Here is a 16,211-nt window from a genome sequence, read left to right on the forward strand (position 1 = left end):
CTACTGGTGATTGCTATTATTTAACTGAATTGATATACTAAAAGATATAGAATAAAACATGCGTTATCAGCCGGGAAAAAATATCGATTAATTTAAATATAGGAGAGAACAGCAGTGCTCAAAATAGTGATTATTATAAATGATCTAATAGAAAAAAACAAAATGAAATCTCACCTTAATCGAGCAAAAAGAAAAATTGCTGATTTTGATTTTGAACTGGTTAAAGAATTTGATAATAACCGCCAGGCAGTTAATTATCTTTATCAAAATTCCGATGTAGATATAATAATAGTTGAAAATGCAATGGGTAAAGTGTTTTCTGGACTGGATTTAGTAATGCTGGCAGAAAAAGAATTTCCCCGCTCAAGTTTAATCCTTTTAAATGAGCCTGGTAGTGAGCTTGAACTTGATTCTAGAAATGTCAGCAATCTGACTGCCATTTTAAATAAGAGGGAAAGTTATTCTACTTTCAGTAATCTGCTATTATTGACTATTTTGAAGCAGAAACGCAAAAATGAAGAATCCAGAAAAAGAGAAAAAAAGTTGAATGATTATCGGACAATTATTGATCACACTCATGATGCAATTTTTTTGCTGGCAGTAGATTGTGACGAAAATTTTTACTATAAGAGAATTAATGCTACTCATCAGCGTTTAACAGCCCTGAGCAATGCCGAAATTCAGGGAAAAAGGACTGCTGAAATTTTTGGCGAAGAAGTTGCAGAAAAATTGGAGAAAAACTACCTCAGATGTCTAAGAAAAAAAGAGCGAATTAATTATACGGAGAAATTGAAATTTCCTGCTGGGCAAAAGTACTGGCAGACAACATTATACCCGGTTGTTCGAAATGGCAGAGTCGAAGAAATTGTTGGAGCTTCCTATGATATAACTGATATGGAGGCTAAACAGCAGCGGTTAGATTATATTAAAAGACACGATAGACTGACCGGGCTTTACAATAAAGAATACTTCAACCAATTATTTACTGAGCTTAATCAAAATCAAAAAGATGATCTGTCTTTAATACTGCTCAATGTTGAAAATTTTCAGCTGCTAAATAAGTTTTTTAGTTATCAAAAAGGAGATCAAATTTTAAAAGAAATTGCCTCTGTTCTGGCTCAAATTTCGAACCACAATAAAGTTGCAGCCCATCTCTGTGCAGATCATTTTGCTGTAATTTTAAAAAACCAGAGCAGTTTAGAAGTAGAAAGAACCCTTAATTTTATTAAAAAAGAAATTGCTCAAATTAATATTAAGGGAATTTATATAGATATCGCTGCAGTCTCTCTAAATAAAGTAAATAATAAAATAAGCAGTCATGATTTCTTTAATGATGGGGTTTCAAAAATAAATTTTCATAGATATAAATCAAGTCAGGATAGCAGTTTCTACTGCTCATTAATGAAGTATCTCGAGGAAAATAATGATAATGAATTAAGGCAGTATGAAGAGCTTGTTAAAATAACCAAAAAAGCTGCTGCTTATTTTGAATTAAATGAAAAAGAAAAAGATAAGCTGCTGCATCTGGCCAGACACCATGATCTGGGTAAATTAGCACTGGATAAAAACATTCTCAAAAAGGGAGATAGTTTAACAGCAGAAGAGTGGCACGAATATCAAAAACATGTGTTGATCTCTGCTAATTTTGCTGCTTCTTATCAGGATCTGGCGGGAATTTGTGATCTCATTTATTCTCACCATGAACATTTTGACGGCAGCGGCTGGCCCGAAGGACTAAAAGGGGAAAAGATTCCATATTTAAGCAGGCTTTTTGCAGTCATTAATTTTTACAGTAAACTTAAATCAAATCTATTTTTTTCTTTTTCCAGAGATAAGTATTATTTTGGAGCCCTGGCAGAGAAAGAAATAGTTAGAGAATTCAATCACTATCGGAAAAAAGTTTTTGATCCGCAAATTGTGGATAAATTTTTATCTTTTCTTAAAATTAAAAGTTAAGTGGATAAGTAGATTTAATTCGATAGTTATCCACAAGTTACTCACAAAACAGGTGTTTTATCCACAGTTGTTAACAATTAATCAACAAAAATTGTGGATTAAAACCCATAGTTACCAACAAGTTATCCACAAAATGTGGATATTAAAAATAATTACTAATTAAAATAAGTTTAAAAAATTATTTTTCTGAGCAAAAATGTTTAAAAACAGATATTTTGATGAAGGAGGGACGGAATGAGAAAATTTTCGCGAGTTAAGTCAAGTGAAATCGGGCATACTCCTGGAACTTTACACGGGATTGAGACAGAAGTAGATGCCGAAATTGAATTAATACAGTTTAATGAAAATTTTGTTGAGAAAAAAACTGTGGAAGATTTTTCTTTAGAATTACTGGAAGCAGATTATGTCAACTGGATTAATATTACCGGAATTCACGACGTGGAATTGGTTAAAGAGGTTGGAAAATCAATTGATTTACATCCTCTTACTTTAGAAGATATTACAAATACCCGCCAGCGTCCTAAAAAGGAAGAGTTTGAGGACTACATTATTACAATCCTGGATATGCTGAGCTATCAGGGAGAATACATTCAGTCAGAACAGGTGAGTTTAATTTTGCTGGAGAATACAGTTATTACTTTTCAGGAAGCCCGGGGTGATGACTTTAATCCGGTTCGAGTCAGAATTGAGGAAAATAAGGGACAGATTAGAAAAAAGAAAGCTGATTATTTATTTTATGCCTTACTGGATTCAATAGTAGATAATTATTTTCACATTTTAGAAAGGAACGAAGAGGTTTTAGAGGAGCTGGATGATTTAGTTGTTGCAGCTAAAACAGGGCCTGATACTTTAGAGACTATTCAGGATTTAAAACAGGAAGTAGTTTTTTTGCGCAAGACTATCTGGCCTTTAAATACAATTTTTGGCAACCTTTATCGGGTAGAATCACCACTGGTAAAAAAAGAAACAGATTATTATCTGCGTGATGTTTATGATCATATTGGACAGCTGATGGATGAGATTGACGTCAGCCGGGACATGCTGTCAAGTATGCTGGATATTTATCTTTCCAATAAGAGCAACAAGATGAACGAAGTAATGCAGTTTTTAACAGTTATCTCTACCATTTTTATCCCCCTGACTTTTATTGCCGGAGTTTATGGAATGAATTTTGCCTATATGCCGGAGTTAGAACATGAACTTGCCTATCCTGCTGTAATGTTTTTGATGCTGGTGATTGCTGTAATCCAATTAATTTATTTTAAGAGAAAAAAATGGTTCTAGATCTATTAGCAATTATTTCAGCAGCAGGCACAGGAGCGGTAACCGGCTATTTAACCAATAATCTGGCACTAAAAATGATTTTCAAAGAGTACGGGCCACTTGGGGGAGTGGTAATTAAGACTAAAGATGAATTTATTGACAGTATTTCTGCCCTGGTAGAAAGAGATTTGGTTAATCATCATACCTTAGAAGAGGAGTTTTCCCGGCCTGAATTTAAGCAGAATTTTAATCAGAGCCTGGATGATTTTTTGAATATCTATCTTGAACAGCGCACTGGTGATTTCAAACTGGGAGAGCTTCCCGGCTGGAAAGAAAATTTTGAACTTCTAAGTTCAGCTGCTGCTGAGACAGGAGTTGAGTTTCTGGCAGCAGGCAGCAGAGAGCTGAAGGAGCAGGAGTTAAGTCAACTAATTTCGGAGTCCGGGCAGCAGAAACTGCTGCAGGAAGTTTTCAGTAAAGTAATAATTAAAGCAGAAGCTGCAGAAAGTGGTGAAAATTTAATTCTCAGATTTTATGAGCAGCTGAAGTCTAAAAGCTTAACTGAGCTTTTAAATAAAGAAAGTCAGTCACAGCTGAAAAAGTTGGTTAAAGAATCTGCTCAGTATTTTAGAGATAATTATCAGGATTTAGATAAGCCCGGCAAAGAAGCTTTTAAGGCAGAAATCAGTCAGCTTTTTAATTTAGAAAAAATTAGTCAGAATATATTAAATGAGCTTAAAGAACTTAAGCTTTCTGATTTGATCAAAGACAGCAGTGAACTGGAGGAAATTTTATCCAGAGTAGATCTGCATGATCTGGTAAAAGAAATACTTGTAAACTTAAAAATTGAACTGGATAATTCCCAGCTGCTGATCGAAGATTTTTTTACAGAAGAACTGGAAGCAGATTTAAAGCAGGAATTGTCTGAGCTGATTTCTACTGCTGAATCAGATTTATTGGATTCTCTGGAGTCAGCCGAAACTGAGCTAAATGATCTGATTCTGGAGGCAGTTGAAGAAGAAATTGAAGCAAGTACAGGTTTTAAGGCAATGAGCCGTCAGGGAATCTATAACAAATATCAGGAAAAGATAGAGGAATATGGTCTGCCGGTGACTCATCTTAAAAATTATTTAGAAGCAGAATTAAATTCTGATAACCAAAAACTGGCTGCTGAGCTGACAGCAAAAATTAAGGAAATTAAAATAGCTAAATTGCTGCCGAAAATTGAGCTGGAGAAAATTATAAAAAATCTGGAAAAGTCATTAGCTGGATTTTATCAGCAGTATGAAGATCAAAAGATAATTGAACTTTTTTCAGAAGAAATTTTTGCAGAGGAAATGCTGACAGATAAAATTGTCGAACTAATTTTTAGTTCTCTGGAAAAAATTAGCGGTGATGCTGATTCAATAGAGATTTTGATAGATTATTTAATGGAGTTAAAGCTGGAGGATCTGCTCAGCCGGGAAAAACTGGTGCTTAAAAAAGATAAGATTGCCGCTGAAGTATACCGACTGCTATCAGATCAGGACTTACTAACAGCAGAGACAGCAGCTTATCTTAATCAGAATTTCTTTAACCTTTTAAATAAAGAGCTAGATAATTCCAGACCTCAATTTAAAAAGGGAATAGCAAGTTATCTCAATCAACAGCAGGGAGAGCTGGCAGCTAAAGAGATTAAGTCTTTCTATACTTTATTTCAGGATGATCCGGAGGCTGTTGCAGACTTAACTGAATCAATTACTGCTTTCTTTTATAATAATTTACCTCAGCTTCTGGAAGGCAAAGTGGCGGAGGCGGCTTCGGCTAATTTACATCAGCTTTCTGATCAGGAAGTCCAGGCTGCCATCGAAGATTTTATGGGCCAGGAATTAAAACCGATCACCTATTTAGGGGCCTTACTGGGAGCGGCTGCCGGGATTATATTTTCACTCAGCGGGGCTGAAACGGCAATTTTTAATGCTTCACCGGTCTGGGTTGATTATTTAAGCTCTGCAATTTTATATGGTGGAGTAGGCTGGCTGACCAATGTGCTGGCAATCTGGATGATTTTTCATCCCTACCAGCAGAAAAATATTTTGGGAGCCCGAATTCCCTTTACACCGGGAGTTGTTGCCAAAAATAGAAGCCGTTTTGCCGATTCCATGGGTAAATTTGTGGAAAAAGAACTGCTCAAAGCTAATTCAGCAGCAGAGATTATAGAAAATAATCGTTCGGAAATAAAGGCAAGAACACTGGAATATTTTAAGGACAGTGATTACCAGCAGCTGTTTGAACAGCTGAGAGATAAAAATGAAATACTGGCAGAGTTTTTGTTTAATAAAGTGGACCAGCTTTTATCGGAACTGGAGGCAGATGATTTTAAAGCTCTGATTGATACTTTAGAGCCGCAGCTGGATACTTTACTGACTCAAAAACTGGCTTCCTTTGATTTTGGAGCTGCAGCGACAAAGTATTTGAGTCAGGAAGAAAACTCTCTGCCGGAGCTGGAGACTCGTATTGTTTCGGGATTCCAGATGGAACAGCTGGCCGCTTTTGTCAATGGCGAATATAAAATAAATCTAAACTCCAGCCAGCTGAAACAGCTTCTTAAAAATAAAGAGCTTTATCCTTTCTTTAAATTTCTGGCACCACAGCTTTTGGAAAAGGAATTTGAATTTGATTTAAAGAATTATCTTTTAAAATTATTGCAGCAGGATTCTGATTACTATCTTGATCAGTCTTTAAATCTGTTTTTTGAGCAGCAGGAGAATATTGCTCGTTTAATCAATTTCAAAAAAGATGAGATTATAGAAAATGAGAAAGAAAAAGAGGGAGGGATGTTGAAAAACACCCTAATCTCTGGCGCTATCTATATGGCTGATCTGGATCAATTTGTGGATTCAATAGTCGAGCGGGTTTTCAATAAACTGCAAAATGAATATTTTGTTGAGCACAGAGACCAACTAGAAGGATTTTATTATAATCTGCTGGATAAACTGCAGTCTAGAGATCTGCTGACAGGAGAAAATCTAAAGCTGAATCGGATATTAAAGAACTTTGTCAGCACCAAGCAGGGGTCTGAACTTTTAACCGAGGTTCTTTATCTAAGTGATCAGCCGCTGGCCAGGTTGATTGATCTGATATTTAAAGAAGAAAAACAGCAGCTGCTCTCGTTAAATATTGAACTAAAGGCTGAAGCAGCGGCAGAATTTATTAAACAGCAGCTTAACCTGGAGCAAAAATTGAAACTCCTGCTTTTAGTAAAAGACTTATTTACTGCAGAGAATATGAAAAAAGAAATTTTGCAGCTGCTGCAGACAGTTGATTTAAAAATAATTAACCAGGAATTGAAAAGTTTATTGCAGGAAATACAGTTAATTGATCCAGATTTGTTTGATGCTGAATTATTGGCAGAACTTAAAACCAATTTAGCTTCATTACTAAAAAGTGAAGAAGTAAATAGGCTGTTGCTTAATAAAAGTGAAGAAGAGATTACAAAGTTAGCTGAGACTCTGGAGCAGGAAATGGATAGGGAAGGTCTGGAATATCTGCTGGCCTTATTTGTAGAAGCCGGTGTTGACAGCTTTAAAGCTAATTCGGAAGCTCTGCTTAAAAGTCTGGAATTAAAAGAATTAACAGCTGCTGAAGTTAGAAAAATGAATCCGGTAGAGATAGAAGAAGTTTTTGACAGTTTTGCCGGCAAATATTTTGCCCACTTAAAGCAGTACGGCTGGTTTGGTGGTATTTTTGGAGTACTTCAGCTGCTGTTGAGAAATATTATTTAAAAATATAGAGAGGTGATTTTGATGTATTTGACCAAAGGATTATTTTTGTTTTTTCTAATACTAACCCTAGTTCTGGCAGGGTCTTTTTCGGCAGCTGCGGCTGAAGCAACAGTTGCTGTAACAATTGTTCCTCAGCTGGAAATGGTAGAAGCAGTTGCTGGTGAGAAAGTAGAGGTTGTAGAAATGATCCCTCAGGGATTTAGTCCTGCTAATTATGCTCCCTCACCTGCCGAAATGCGGGCCTTTAATGAAGCCAGCATTTATTTTTCGATGGGAGTACCGGCAGATGTGCAGAATATTTTACCCCGGGCAGAAGAAATGTCAGGACTCAAAGTGGTAAAATTATTTGAAGAAATTGAATCTGAGTATCCCCACCGTTATTTGGGAGAAGAGGATGAGCATCAAGACGAGGAAGTTGAGCATCAGAAAGAGGAAAATGATGATCACGGACACAGGCATGAGGGAGGCAGAGATCCTCATATCTGGCTTTCTCCAGCTAGAGCTAGTCTGATGGTGGAGATAATGCGAGATGAGTTAATAGAAATCCTGCCTGAATATGAAGCAGAATTTAAAGAAAATGCTGAGCAGTATTTAGAAAAAATGGATGCAGTTGATCAGAAAAATCAGGAATTATTAGCTGAATATCAGGGTCAGGAAATACTTGTTTATCATCCTTCATTTGGATATTTTACCGAACATTATGGTTTAGAAATGCTGGCAATAGAAGCAGGGGGTAAAGAACCTGGTCCCCGCCAGCTGCAGGAAATTATAGAATATGCTCGTCAGCAGAGAATAAAGAATGTTTTTTATCAGGCAAAAATTGACAGCAGCAGAACCAGAGCAGTTGCCGAAGAACTCGGGGGAGAGATCGTGCAGCTTAATCCTTTAGCCTCAAATTACCTCGACAACTTAAGAGTAATGGCAGAGAAAATGGCAGCTGAGCTTGCAGAAAGAGATGATTAGTAGTGACTTATGCAGTTGAATTGAAAGATGTTTCAGTTAAATATGGTAAGATACCTGCTTTAAAAAATGTAAGCATTCAGATTGCAGAGGGAGCCTTTTTGGGGATTATTGGCCCTAATGGTGGTGGGAAAACCACACTCTTAAAAGTTATCCTGGGTTTAATTGAGCCTGAAGCAGGAGAGATCAATGTCTTTGGCCATCCTCATAATCAGATGGTTGATAGGATTGGATATGTACCTCAAATTTCTAATTTTGACCGTGACTTTCCCATCAGTGTTCTGGATGTTGTTTTGATGGCAAGGCTGGGAGGCAGAGTTAGATTTTTTCATCAGTATCAAAAAGAAGATTTAAAAAAAGCTGAGGCAGTTTTAGATCAGCTTAATCTGCTTCATCTGAAAGATAGGCAGATTGGTAAACTTTCTGGTGGCCAGCTGCAGCGGGTTTTAATTGCCCGAGGTCTGGCCGTAGAACCTGAGATTCTGCTTCTGGATGAGCCGACCGCAAATGTCGATGCCAGTTCTACTTCCCAAATTTATGAATTATTAAAGAATTTAAATCAGGACAGAACAATTATTGTGGCAACTCATGATATGGCTGCAGTGTCTTCTTATTTTGATACTCTGGCCTGTTTAAACGAAAAACTTTATCACCATGGTGATAAACGTCTTGATCAGGAGACAACAGAACAGGTTTTTGGCTGTCCGGTAGATTTAATTGCTCACGGCCATCCTCACCATGTATTTGCCCCTCATGGAGAGGAGGAAAATAATGATTGATGCAATTTTAAATTATCAATTTATGCAGAATGCTTTTTTTGCAGCGATCCTGGCCAGCACTGCCTGTGGTTTGATTGGCACAATTATTGTTGAGAAAAAGCTGGTAATGTTAAGTGGGGGTATTGCCCATACTTCCTTTGGCGGAATTGGACTGGGATATCTGCTAAATATTGAACCCATTTATGGAGCTTTTGGCTTTGCGGTTGCAGCATCTCTGGCAATTGCTTCTATTCGCCGCAAAATCGGGACCGGTTCTGATACTTTGATTGGAATGTTCTGGTCTTTAGGAATGGCCCTGGGAGTATTATTTATCGGTTTTACCCCGGGTTATCCACCTGATATTTCCTCATATTTATTTGGGGATATCTTAACAGTTCGCAGAATGGATGTCTGGCTGATGGCAGCTTTAACTGTATTTATGATTTTAGCTATCAGCAGTCTTTTTAATTACTGGAAAGCCTATTTATTTGATGAGGAATTTTTGAGAGTACTTGGTGTTAAGTCAAGTCTTTTAGAAAATTTCTTATTTGTGATGATTGCTCTGGCAATAGTAATTTTAATTAGAGTTGTCGGGATAGTGCTGGTCATTGCTCTCTTAACCGCACCTCCTGCAGCAGCCCGCTTATATACAGATGACCTGAAAAAAATTATGGGACTGGCAATTATTTTTGGACTTATTTTTTCTTTCAGCGGTTTAACTTTTTCTTATTATTATGATCTGCCATCAGGAGCGGTGATTATCATTACAGCAGCCTTATTTTACTTTGGCTCTGTAATAATTAAAAAGAAAAATACCGCTATACAGTAAAATATTGCTTCTTAATATTGACATTTCAGCTTTTAAAAACTATACTAGGGTCAGGTTGAGAAATAATTATTTAATTTTTCAACCTGATTTCAAAAAAGAAGGGAGAAAATTTAATGTTTAAAACGAAAATTTTGGCAATATTCTTTCTATTGGTGTTTTTGTTGTTGAGTCCGGTTTTGATGGCTGAAGAAGCTGAATATGGGGGGACTCTTTATCTGAGTAATGATACTGACTGGGATACTCTAGATCCCGCTTATGCCTCTGGTTTTGATGCTGGAGAAATGGCCGTTAAATTTTATGATGGTCTGGTTAGATTTGATTTTTATTCAAATAAGGTAGTACCTGCTCTGGCAGAATCCTGGGAAGTAACTGATAATAACCAGGTTTTTACTTTTCATTTAAAAAGTGGAGTAGAGTTCCATGATGGAACAGAATTTACAGCTCAGGATGTTAAATATACTTTTGATAGACTTTATGATCCAGAAGTAGCATCACCTGGAACCTGGGTTTTTCCGATGATTAAAGGAACTGAGGCTGCACTTGCTGGAGAAAGTGATAGTTTGAGTGGTGTTCAAGTTATTGATGATTATACTGTTAGATTTGAGTTAGAAAAACCTTTTGGCTTATTTTTAACCCATCTTACCCTTCCCTACGGTTTAATAGTTAATGAGGATCTAGTAGATGAACATGGGGAAGATTTTAGTCAAAATCCTGTAGGTACAGGTCCATTTAAATTTGTAGAATGGGAACATGATGATAAACTAATTATGGAAGCAAATGAAAATTATTGGGCTGGTAGGCCTTATGTAGATCGGGTAGTCTATAGGGTTATTCCACAGCCGCTGACTGACATTGCTGAGTTTGAGGCTGGTAATCTGGACCGAACTGTTATTCCAAATGAGGAAAGAGAGCGCTGGTTAAATGATGAAGAGTGGTCAGATTATATAACAACTATAGCTGATCTTTCCACATATTATCTTGCCTTAAATAGTGATTTTGAGCCGCTGGATAATCCCAAAGTTAGGGACGCAATTGATTATGCGATTGACAGTGAGGCAATTACTCATTCTCTATTTCCACATTATGTAGCAGCTAATGATGCAATTCCAGAGGGAATGCCCGGTGGAACAGATGTTGAAATTAAGGGAAATACTGAGAAAGCAAAAGAACTATTGGCAGAAGCAGGTTATGCTGATGGTTTTGAACTTGATATCTGGGTCAGTGATGGTAGAACGTCTGTTAGAGTTGGAGGCGTTTTACAGGCCTTATTGGGAAGAGTAGGAATTAAGGTTAACTTAATTAAAAATGACTGGAGTGTTTTCTATAATACTGTTAAAAATGGTAATGCTCCTGCCTATTATTTATCCTGGTGGGCTGATTATGCAGATCCATATAATTTCTTAAATGCACTTTATACAACAGATAGAATTCCATTTAATAATGAAGAAATCAATTCTATTTTAGAAGAGATGGTAGTGACTACTGATAGTAATCAAAGAATAGAATTATCAAAAGAGATAATTAGAATAGCAGAAGAAGTAGGGGATCCATATATTTATCTATACCATACAAGTACTTCTTATGTAAAACAGCCCTGGATTAAAGGAGATCTTTATCATCAAATGTACAGTGCTGATAAGCTATTAACCTGGTGGATAGATCAAGATTTAAAGGCTGAATATCAGGAATAGTCAAATTGACCTGGTAATTTAGATAGCTGTGCCCGTATCTCTTTTATTACGGGACAGCTATTTTCATTTTAAAGGAGGCAATTTAGTGACACAATACATTATCCGCAGATTATTATTAATAATTCCGGTTCTCTTAGGGGTTCTATTTTTAACCTTTGTTCTGATGTATCTGGTGCCTGGAGATCCTGTTTTAACTATGCTGGGCCAGCATGCTGAGGATGATATTATTCAGCGCTTGCGGGCTGAGTTAAACCTTGATGCACCCTGGTACAGTCAGTTTTTTAGTTATTTAACACGAACCTTAAAAGGTGACCTTGGTCGTTCTTACATATCTAGAGTGGAGGTTACTGAAGCCTTAAAACAGAAACTTCCCAATACCTTTAAACTTGCCTTAGCTGCAATTATAGTGTCTACTATTATGGGAATTGCAATTGGTGTAATCTCTGCTGTCTTTAAAAACACCTGGATTGATCACCTGGCAATGACCTTTGCTTTGTTTTTTATTTCTACTCCAGTCTTCTGGTTTGGGATGCTTTTGATTTATTTCTTTTCGATGACTCTCGGCTGGACTCCAGTTTCCGGGATGGGAGAAGGAAGTTTTAATTTGAAACATTTAATTTTACCAGCAATTACGCTTGGCAGTAGATTCGCAGCTTTTCTGGCTCGTTATACTCGTTCTATAATGCTGGAAGTGATTAGTGAAGACTATATCAGAACAGCACGCTCTAAAGGTCTAAAAGAAAATGTTGTTATTTTAAAACATGGCCTGAGAAACGCCATGATACCTATAGTTACTGTTGTCGGAATGAATTTTGCCTCATTATTAAATGGTTCAGTATTGACCGAGACGATTTTTGCCTGGCCCGGTTTTGGCCGTTATTTAGTTACTGCGATAAAAAAGCGTGATTTTCAGGTGATTGCTGGCTGTGTCTGGGTAGGTGCTTTAATATTTGTTTTTGTCAATTTAATTGTTGATATTTTTTATGTAATGCTTGATCCAAGAATCAGTTATGATTGATTTAAAGGAGGATTTTGATGTTAAAGTCATTGCCGAAAAACAATAAAAGTTTAAAACATAGAGGTTTGTGGTATGATACCTGGAGAAGACTTAAAAATAATAGGGCAGCTCTTTTAGGTTTAATCATGGTTGGCATTTTTATTCTGGTGGCTATTTTTGCACCATTGTTGGCTCCCTATGATCCAAATGAGATAAATCTAGGAGCTATACTTAAAGAACCATCTGCTGAATACTGGCTGGGAACAGATTATTATGGTCGAGATTTATTAAGCAGGATAATTTATGGTTCCAGGATTTCTATTAGTGTGGGAGTAATTGTTCAATTGGTTTCTATTTCAATCGGTACTGTTATGGGGTCTCTGGCTGGATATTATGGTGGCAAAGTAGATATGCTGATAATGAGGCTGGTTGATATTGTAATGAGTTTCCCCAGTCTGCTGCTGACAATTGCGATTATGGTTGCTCTGGGCCCGGGACTTTATAATGTGTTTCTGGCCCTGGGAGCAGTCTGGTGGACAAGGACAGCCCGGATTATCAGGAGCGAATTTATGCAGCATCGAGAAAAAGAATATGTTGAAGCTGCCAGAGCTCTGGGGAATAATGATTTTATTATTATGTATAAACATATACTCCCCAATTGTCTGGCTCCAATCATTATTACATTTACAATGGGGGTTGCTTCTGCAATAATGGCTGAAGCCTCTCTAAGTTTTTTAGGACTGGGAGCACAGGAACCAACTCCAAGCTGGGGTTCGATTATTAATAATGGTCTCCAGTATCTGCGCACAAAACCCTGGTACTCTTTATTTCCGGGGCTGGCAATTGCCTACACTGTGCTGGCTTTTAACTTATTTGGAGATGGCCTGAGAGATGCACTTGATCCAAAAATGAAAAATCATTAATGATGAAGGGAGATTGTCGATGGGAAAAACCGAATTTATCAAGTTGGCTCCAGCAGTAAAAAAGGAAATGCTTAATTATAAGTACTGGCTTGAAAATGATTCTGCAGCAGAGTTGATGTCCGCTGCAGCTATAAAAAGATTTAATCAGCTTGCTTTTAAAAGAGCCAAAGCTCTGGAGAAGGAAGAATATTATTGTAATTTAAAGAAATTTCCTGAATATTTAAGTACAGAAGAAATATATGAAAAAATATCTTTTTGTTCAGAAACAAATAAACTCTTAAATTCAGATTATTACAATTTAGAATTAAAGAAGCTGTCCAGAGCCAAAAAAACTGAAATAATAAAAGGACTTAATCTCGAAAAGTTACAGAAAAATAAAAGCTCCAGTCAGAAGATTTCTGCTGGAGTTTTAATCAAAAGATCAAATTTAAGAGCTTATCCAGCTGCAGATTCTTGTATTACAAATGTCAATTCTCCGGAACAGGATAGCTTTCAGTTAACAGCTTTATCTCTAGGGACTCCGGTTTTAATTTTACATAAGAGTATTAATCAAAAATGGTCATTTATTCAGGCAAAACTTTTTCAGGGGTGGATTAAAACAGAAGATATTGCCTTTGCTGAGAGTAGAACCCAGGCCATTAGTTATCAGGAAACAAATGATTTTTTAATGGTTACAGGAAGCTGGGTTGAAACAGAGAGTTATTATTGTTCAAATAAATCTGAGCGACGAGTTTTTCAGATGGGCGATAGAATAGCTCTTCTAAATGATTTCTGGCTGAATAATCCGGTTTATAAGGAGAGGGAAGAACTTAAAGATGCGGAAGCAGCTTATCACATTGTACTGCCAGCAAAGGATAACAATTCCAGACTTTATTTCAGGAGAGAGATTATTGCTTTTAGCAGGGATTTAAATCATGGTTTTTTAACTTACAGCAGAAAAAACTTAATCAGGCAGGCTTTTAAAATGCTTGGTGAAAGATATGGCTGGGGAGGAATCTGGCAGAGAAGGGATTGCTCGCGTTTTGTAATGGATATTTATAGAACAGTAGGAATTGAACTGCCCAGAGATACAGGTTTTCCCCAGGAAAAAATTGCAGCAGGTACTGATTTTAAATTGTCTGGCTCAACAAAAGAGCGAAAAAAAATTATGGCAGAATTGGAAGCAGGGGATCCCCTTTATCTGGAGGGCCATGTGATGATTTATCTGGGACGCAGAGGAAAGAAAGATTATGTTATTCATGCTGCTGCTGGTTATGGGAAGCTAAAAAATGATAAACTGCAGAGCGTTGAGGCCCGGGGAGTATTTATTATGGAGCTCGAGCAGCTTTTTAAAAATGGTGCCCAGACATATCTGGAGTCATTAAAGCTGGGTAGAAAATTCTTATTATAATTTTCAGGTTATATATTTAACCTTAGTTGGGAGGAAATGAAATGAAAATTACTGATCTTAAATTATATAAACTTAATGTTCCTTTAAAAAAAACTTTTAAAACCGCAGTTAGATCGGCTGATACAGCAGAAGAAGTTATAGTAATAATTGAAGGTGAAGCAGGAATCAGAGGCTTCGGCGAAGCACCTTCAACCGCTGTAATTACTGGTGACACTGCTGAAAGTATTATAGCTCTAACTTCTGGTAAAATTAGAGAGTTGCTTCTTGGAGAAGAAATAGAAAATCTGGAAAAACTTCATTATTTGATTGAAGCTTCAGCTGTAAACAACTATAGCGCTAAAGCAGCAGTAGAGATGGCTGTTTATGATTTATATGCCAGATATTACCAAATCCCTCTTTACAGACTGTTAGGTGGTTACAGTAATCAGCTTTATACTGATTTAACAATTAGTGTTAACTCTCCTCAGGAGATGAAAAAAGATGCACTTCAGGCGCTGAGTGAAGGCTATAAAAGCTTAAAACTTAAGGTAGGCAAAAACAGTCAGCTTGATTTAAAAAGAATCAGAACAATTAGAGAGGCTGTAGGGCCTGAAGTAGAAATTAGACTTGATGCTAACCAGGGTTGGGAAGCCAAAGAAGCTGTCCGGATTATCAGAAAACTTGAAGCTGAAAATCTGGGAATAGAATTTGTTGAGCAGCCTGTTAAAGCTGCAGACATAAGAGGTTTAAAGTTTGTTCGGGAGAATGTTTTAACTCCAATTATGGCAGATGAAAGTTTATTTACAGCTGGAGACTGTATAACACTCTTAGAAATGGGTGCCTGTGATTTGCTGAATATTAAATTGATGAAATGTGGAGGAATTTATAATGCTTTAAAAATCAATGCACTGGCTGAAGCCTATGGAGTAGAGGTTATGCTGGGAAGTATGCTGGAAGCAAAAGTTTCTGTAACTGCAGCTGCTCATCTGGCAGCAGCGAAAAAAAATATCAGCCGGGTTGATCTTGATGCACCGGAACTCTTAAAAAATGATCCGGTTCAGGGTGGAATTAATTTTTCTGGTCCCAAAATTATGATTTCTGAAAATCCGGGTCTGGATATCAAAAAGGTTGATGATTTAATTGAGCTATAAAAATATAAATAATTTATTTATTTCTGCGTTTAAAAAATCAGGTATATTTAAGATAACTGGCAGTTAGAATCGGTGAGAAGCAAAAGTCTATTTGTTTTTTAACTTTTAATAATGTAAACTAAAGTTGATGAGAAAAAATTGAATAGTTTTGAATAAGGGTTTTAGCTGCTGTTTTTGCGTGAACAGTAAAGATAGCCAGCTGAATTAAAACGGGAAAGAGGTGAAAAACCTCTGCGGTCCCGCCGCCGTAAGGTTTAAAGATAATCAAAATTGCCACTGGGAAACTGGGAAGGCTGATTATTAACTGAACTGAGCCGGAAGACCTGCCTTTATTTATAAACACCAGCAACTCACGGGTCATGAGGGGGTGTTAGAGCAGATTTTATTTAAGTTTGATTTATTTAACTGCTGGCAGCAGTAATTTTTTTAAAAGCCTTTAGCTAAATTGGAGGAGACTGTAGCTTATTCTGGCTTAAGTATAACGAGCTGATTTTAAATAAAATTCTGACAACTAACTTTAATTATTAATCCCTTTCGTGAGCAGCAAGCG

The 16,211-nt window shown here is 36.8% G+C and carries 11 protein-coding genes and 1 riboswitch; all 11 genes read left to right on the plus strand.

The features are described 5' to 3' along the window. The first annotated feature begins 114 nt into the window (after positions 1 to 114). The 11 genes from C7958_RS02310 (at position 115) to C7958_RS02360 (ending at position 15,661) form a co-directional block, all read left to right on the plus strand. Positions 115 to 1,956, plus strand: a complete 1,842-nt coding sequence (locus C7958_RS02310; RefSeq protein ID WP_111571056.1) for a sensor domain-containing diguanylate cyclase/phosphohydrolase — start codon at positions 115 to 117, stop codon at positions 1,954 to 1,956. A 234-nt stretch (positions 1,957 to 2,190) separates the two neighbouring features. After that, on the plus strand, positions 2,191 to 3,240 hold the full coding sequence (corA, locus tag C7958_RS02315; protein ID WP_111571057.1) for a magnesium/cobalt transporter CorA: 1,050 nt from the start codon (positions 2,191 to 2,193) through the stop codon (positions 3,238 to 3,240). Continuing rightward, the gene (locus tag C7958_RS02320; protein ID WP_111571058.1) at positions 3,231 to 6,983 is read left to right on the plus strand and encodes a DUF445 family protein; all 3,753 of its coding nucleotides are present in this window, start codon (positions 3,231 to 3,233) and stop codon (positions 6,981 to 6,983) included. The genes corA and C7958_RS02320 overlap by 10 nt, the downstream gene beginning before the upstream one ends. Positions 6,984 to 7,004: 21 nt before the next feature. After that, a complete protein-coding gene (locus C7958_RS02325) occupies positions 7,005 to 7,946 on the plus strand; it encodes a metal ABC transporter solute-binding protein, Zn/Mn family (protein WP_111571059.1) in 942 nt (313 codons plus the stop codon). Between the two features lie 2 nt (positions 7,947 to 7,948). Then, positions 7,949 to 8,722, plus strand: a complete 774-nt coding sequence (locus C7958_RS02330) for a metal ABC transporter ATP-binding protein (protein ID WP_111571060.1) — start codon at positions 7,949 to 7,951, stop codon at positions 8,720 to 8,722. Beyond that, a complete protein-coding gene (locus C7958_RS02335; RefSeq protein WP_111571061.1) occupies positions 8,715 to 9,530 on the plus strand; it encodes a metal ABC transporter permease in 816 nt (271 codons plus the stop codon). Before C7958_RS02330 ends, C7958_RS02335 begins: the two co-directional genes overlap by 8 nt. Before the next feature lie 113 nt (positions 9,531 to 9,643). Then, complete coding sequence (locus C7958_RS02340) at positions 9,644 to 11,221, plus strand: ABC transporter substrate-binding protein (protein WP_111571062.1); 1,578 nt, start codon at positions 9,644 to 9,646, stop codon at positions 11,219 to 11,221. Positions 11,222 to 11,306: 85 nt separating this feature from the next. Then, entirely contained in the window at positions 11,307 to 12,239 is a 933-nt protein-coding gene (locus C7958_RS02345) for an ABC transporter permease (protein ID WP_111571063.1), read from the plus strand. A 17-nt stretch (positions 12,240 to 12,256) separates the two neighbouring features. Beyond that, positions 12,257 to 13,141, plus strand: coding sequence for an ABC transporter permease (locus C7958_RS02350; protein ID WP_111571064.1), 885 nt, complete (start codon positions 12,257 to 12,259; stop codon positions 13,139 to 13,141). A 19-nt stretch (positions 13,142 to 13,160) separates the two neighbouring features. Continuing rightward, positions 13,161 to 14,531 (plus strand): NlpC/P60 family protein, encoded by a 1,371-nt coding sequence (locus tag C7958_RS02355; protein ID WP_111571065.1) that lies wholly within the window; start codon positions 13,161 to 13,163, stop codon positions 14,529 to 14,531. A 41-nt stretch (positions 14,532 to 14,572) separates the two neighbouring features. After that, on the plus strand, positions 14,573 to 15,661 hold the full coding sequence (locus C7958_RS02360; RefSeq protein WP_111571066.1) for a dipeptide epimerase: 1,089 nt from the start codon (positions 14,573 to 14,575) through the stop codon (positions 15,659 to 15,661). A gap of 139 nt (positions 15,662 to 15,800) precedes the next feature. After that, positions 15,801 to 16,006: riboswitch (cobalamin riboswitch) on the plus strand. The last annotated feature ends 205 nt before the right edge of the window (positions 16,007 to 16,211 follow it).

Source organism: Halanaerobium saccharolyticum (assembly GCF_003259895.1).
Classification (GTDB): domain Bacteria; phylum Bacillota; class Halanaerobiia; order Halanaerobiales; family Halanaerobiaceae; genus Halanaerobium; species Halanaerobium saccharolyticum_A.

Coding starts and splice junctions, on each gene's coding strand:
- corA (WP_111571057.1), top strand. CDS start 2,191: ATGAGAAAATTTTCGCGAGTTAAGTCAAGTGAAATCGGGCATACTCCT.
- C7958_RS02320 (WP_111571058.1), top strand. CDS start 3,231: ATGGTTCTAGATCTATTAGCAATTATTTCAGCAGCAGGCACAGGAGCG.
- C7958_RS02325 (WP_111571059.1), top strand. CDS start 7,005: ATGTATTTGACCAAAGGATTATTTTTGTTTTTTCTAATACTAACCCTA.
- C7958_RS02335 (WP_111571061.1), top strand. CDS start 8,715: ATGATTGATGCAATTTTAAATTATCAATTTATGCAGAATGCTTTTTTT.
- C7958_RS02340 (WP_111571062.1), top strand. CDS start 9,644: ATGTTTAAAACGAAAATTTTGGCAATATTCTTTCTATTGGTGTTTTTG.
- C7958_RS02350 (WP_111571064.1), top strand. CDS start 12,257: ATGTTAAAGTCATTGCCGAAAAACAATAAAAGTTTAAAACATAGAGGT.
- C7958_RS02355 (WP_111571065.1), top strand. CDS start 13,161: ATGGGAAAAACCGAATTTATCAAGTTGGCTCCAGCAGTAAAAAAGGAA.
- C7958_RS02360 (WP_111571066.1), top strand. CDS start 14,573: ATGAAAATTACTGATCTTAAATTATATAAACTTAATGTTCCTTTAAAA.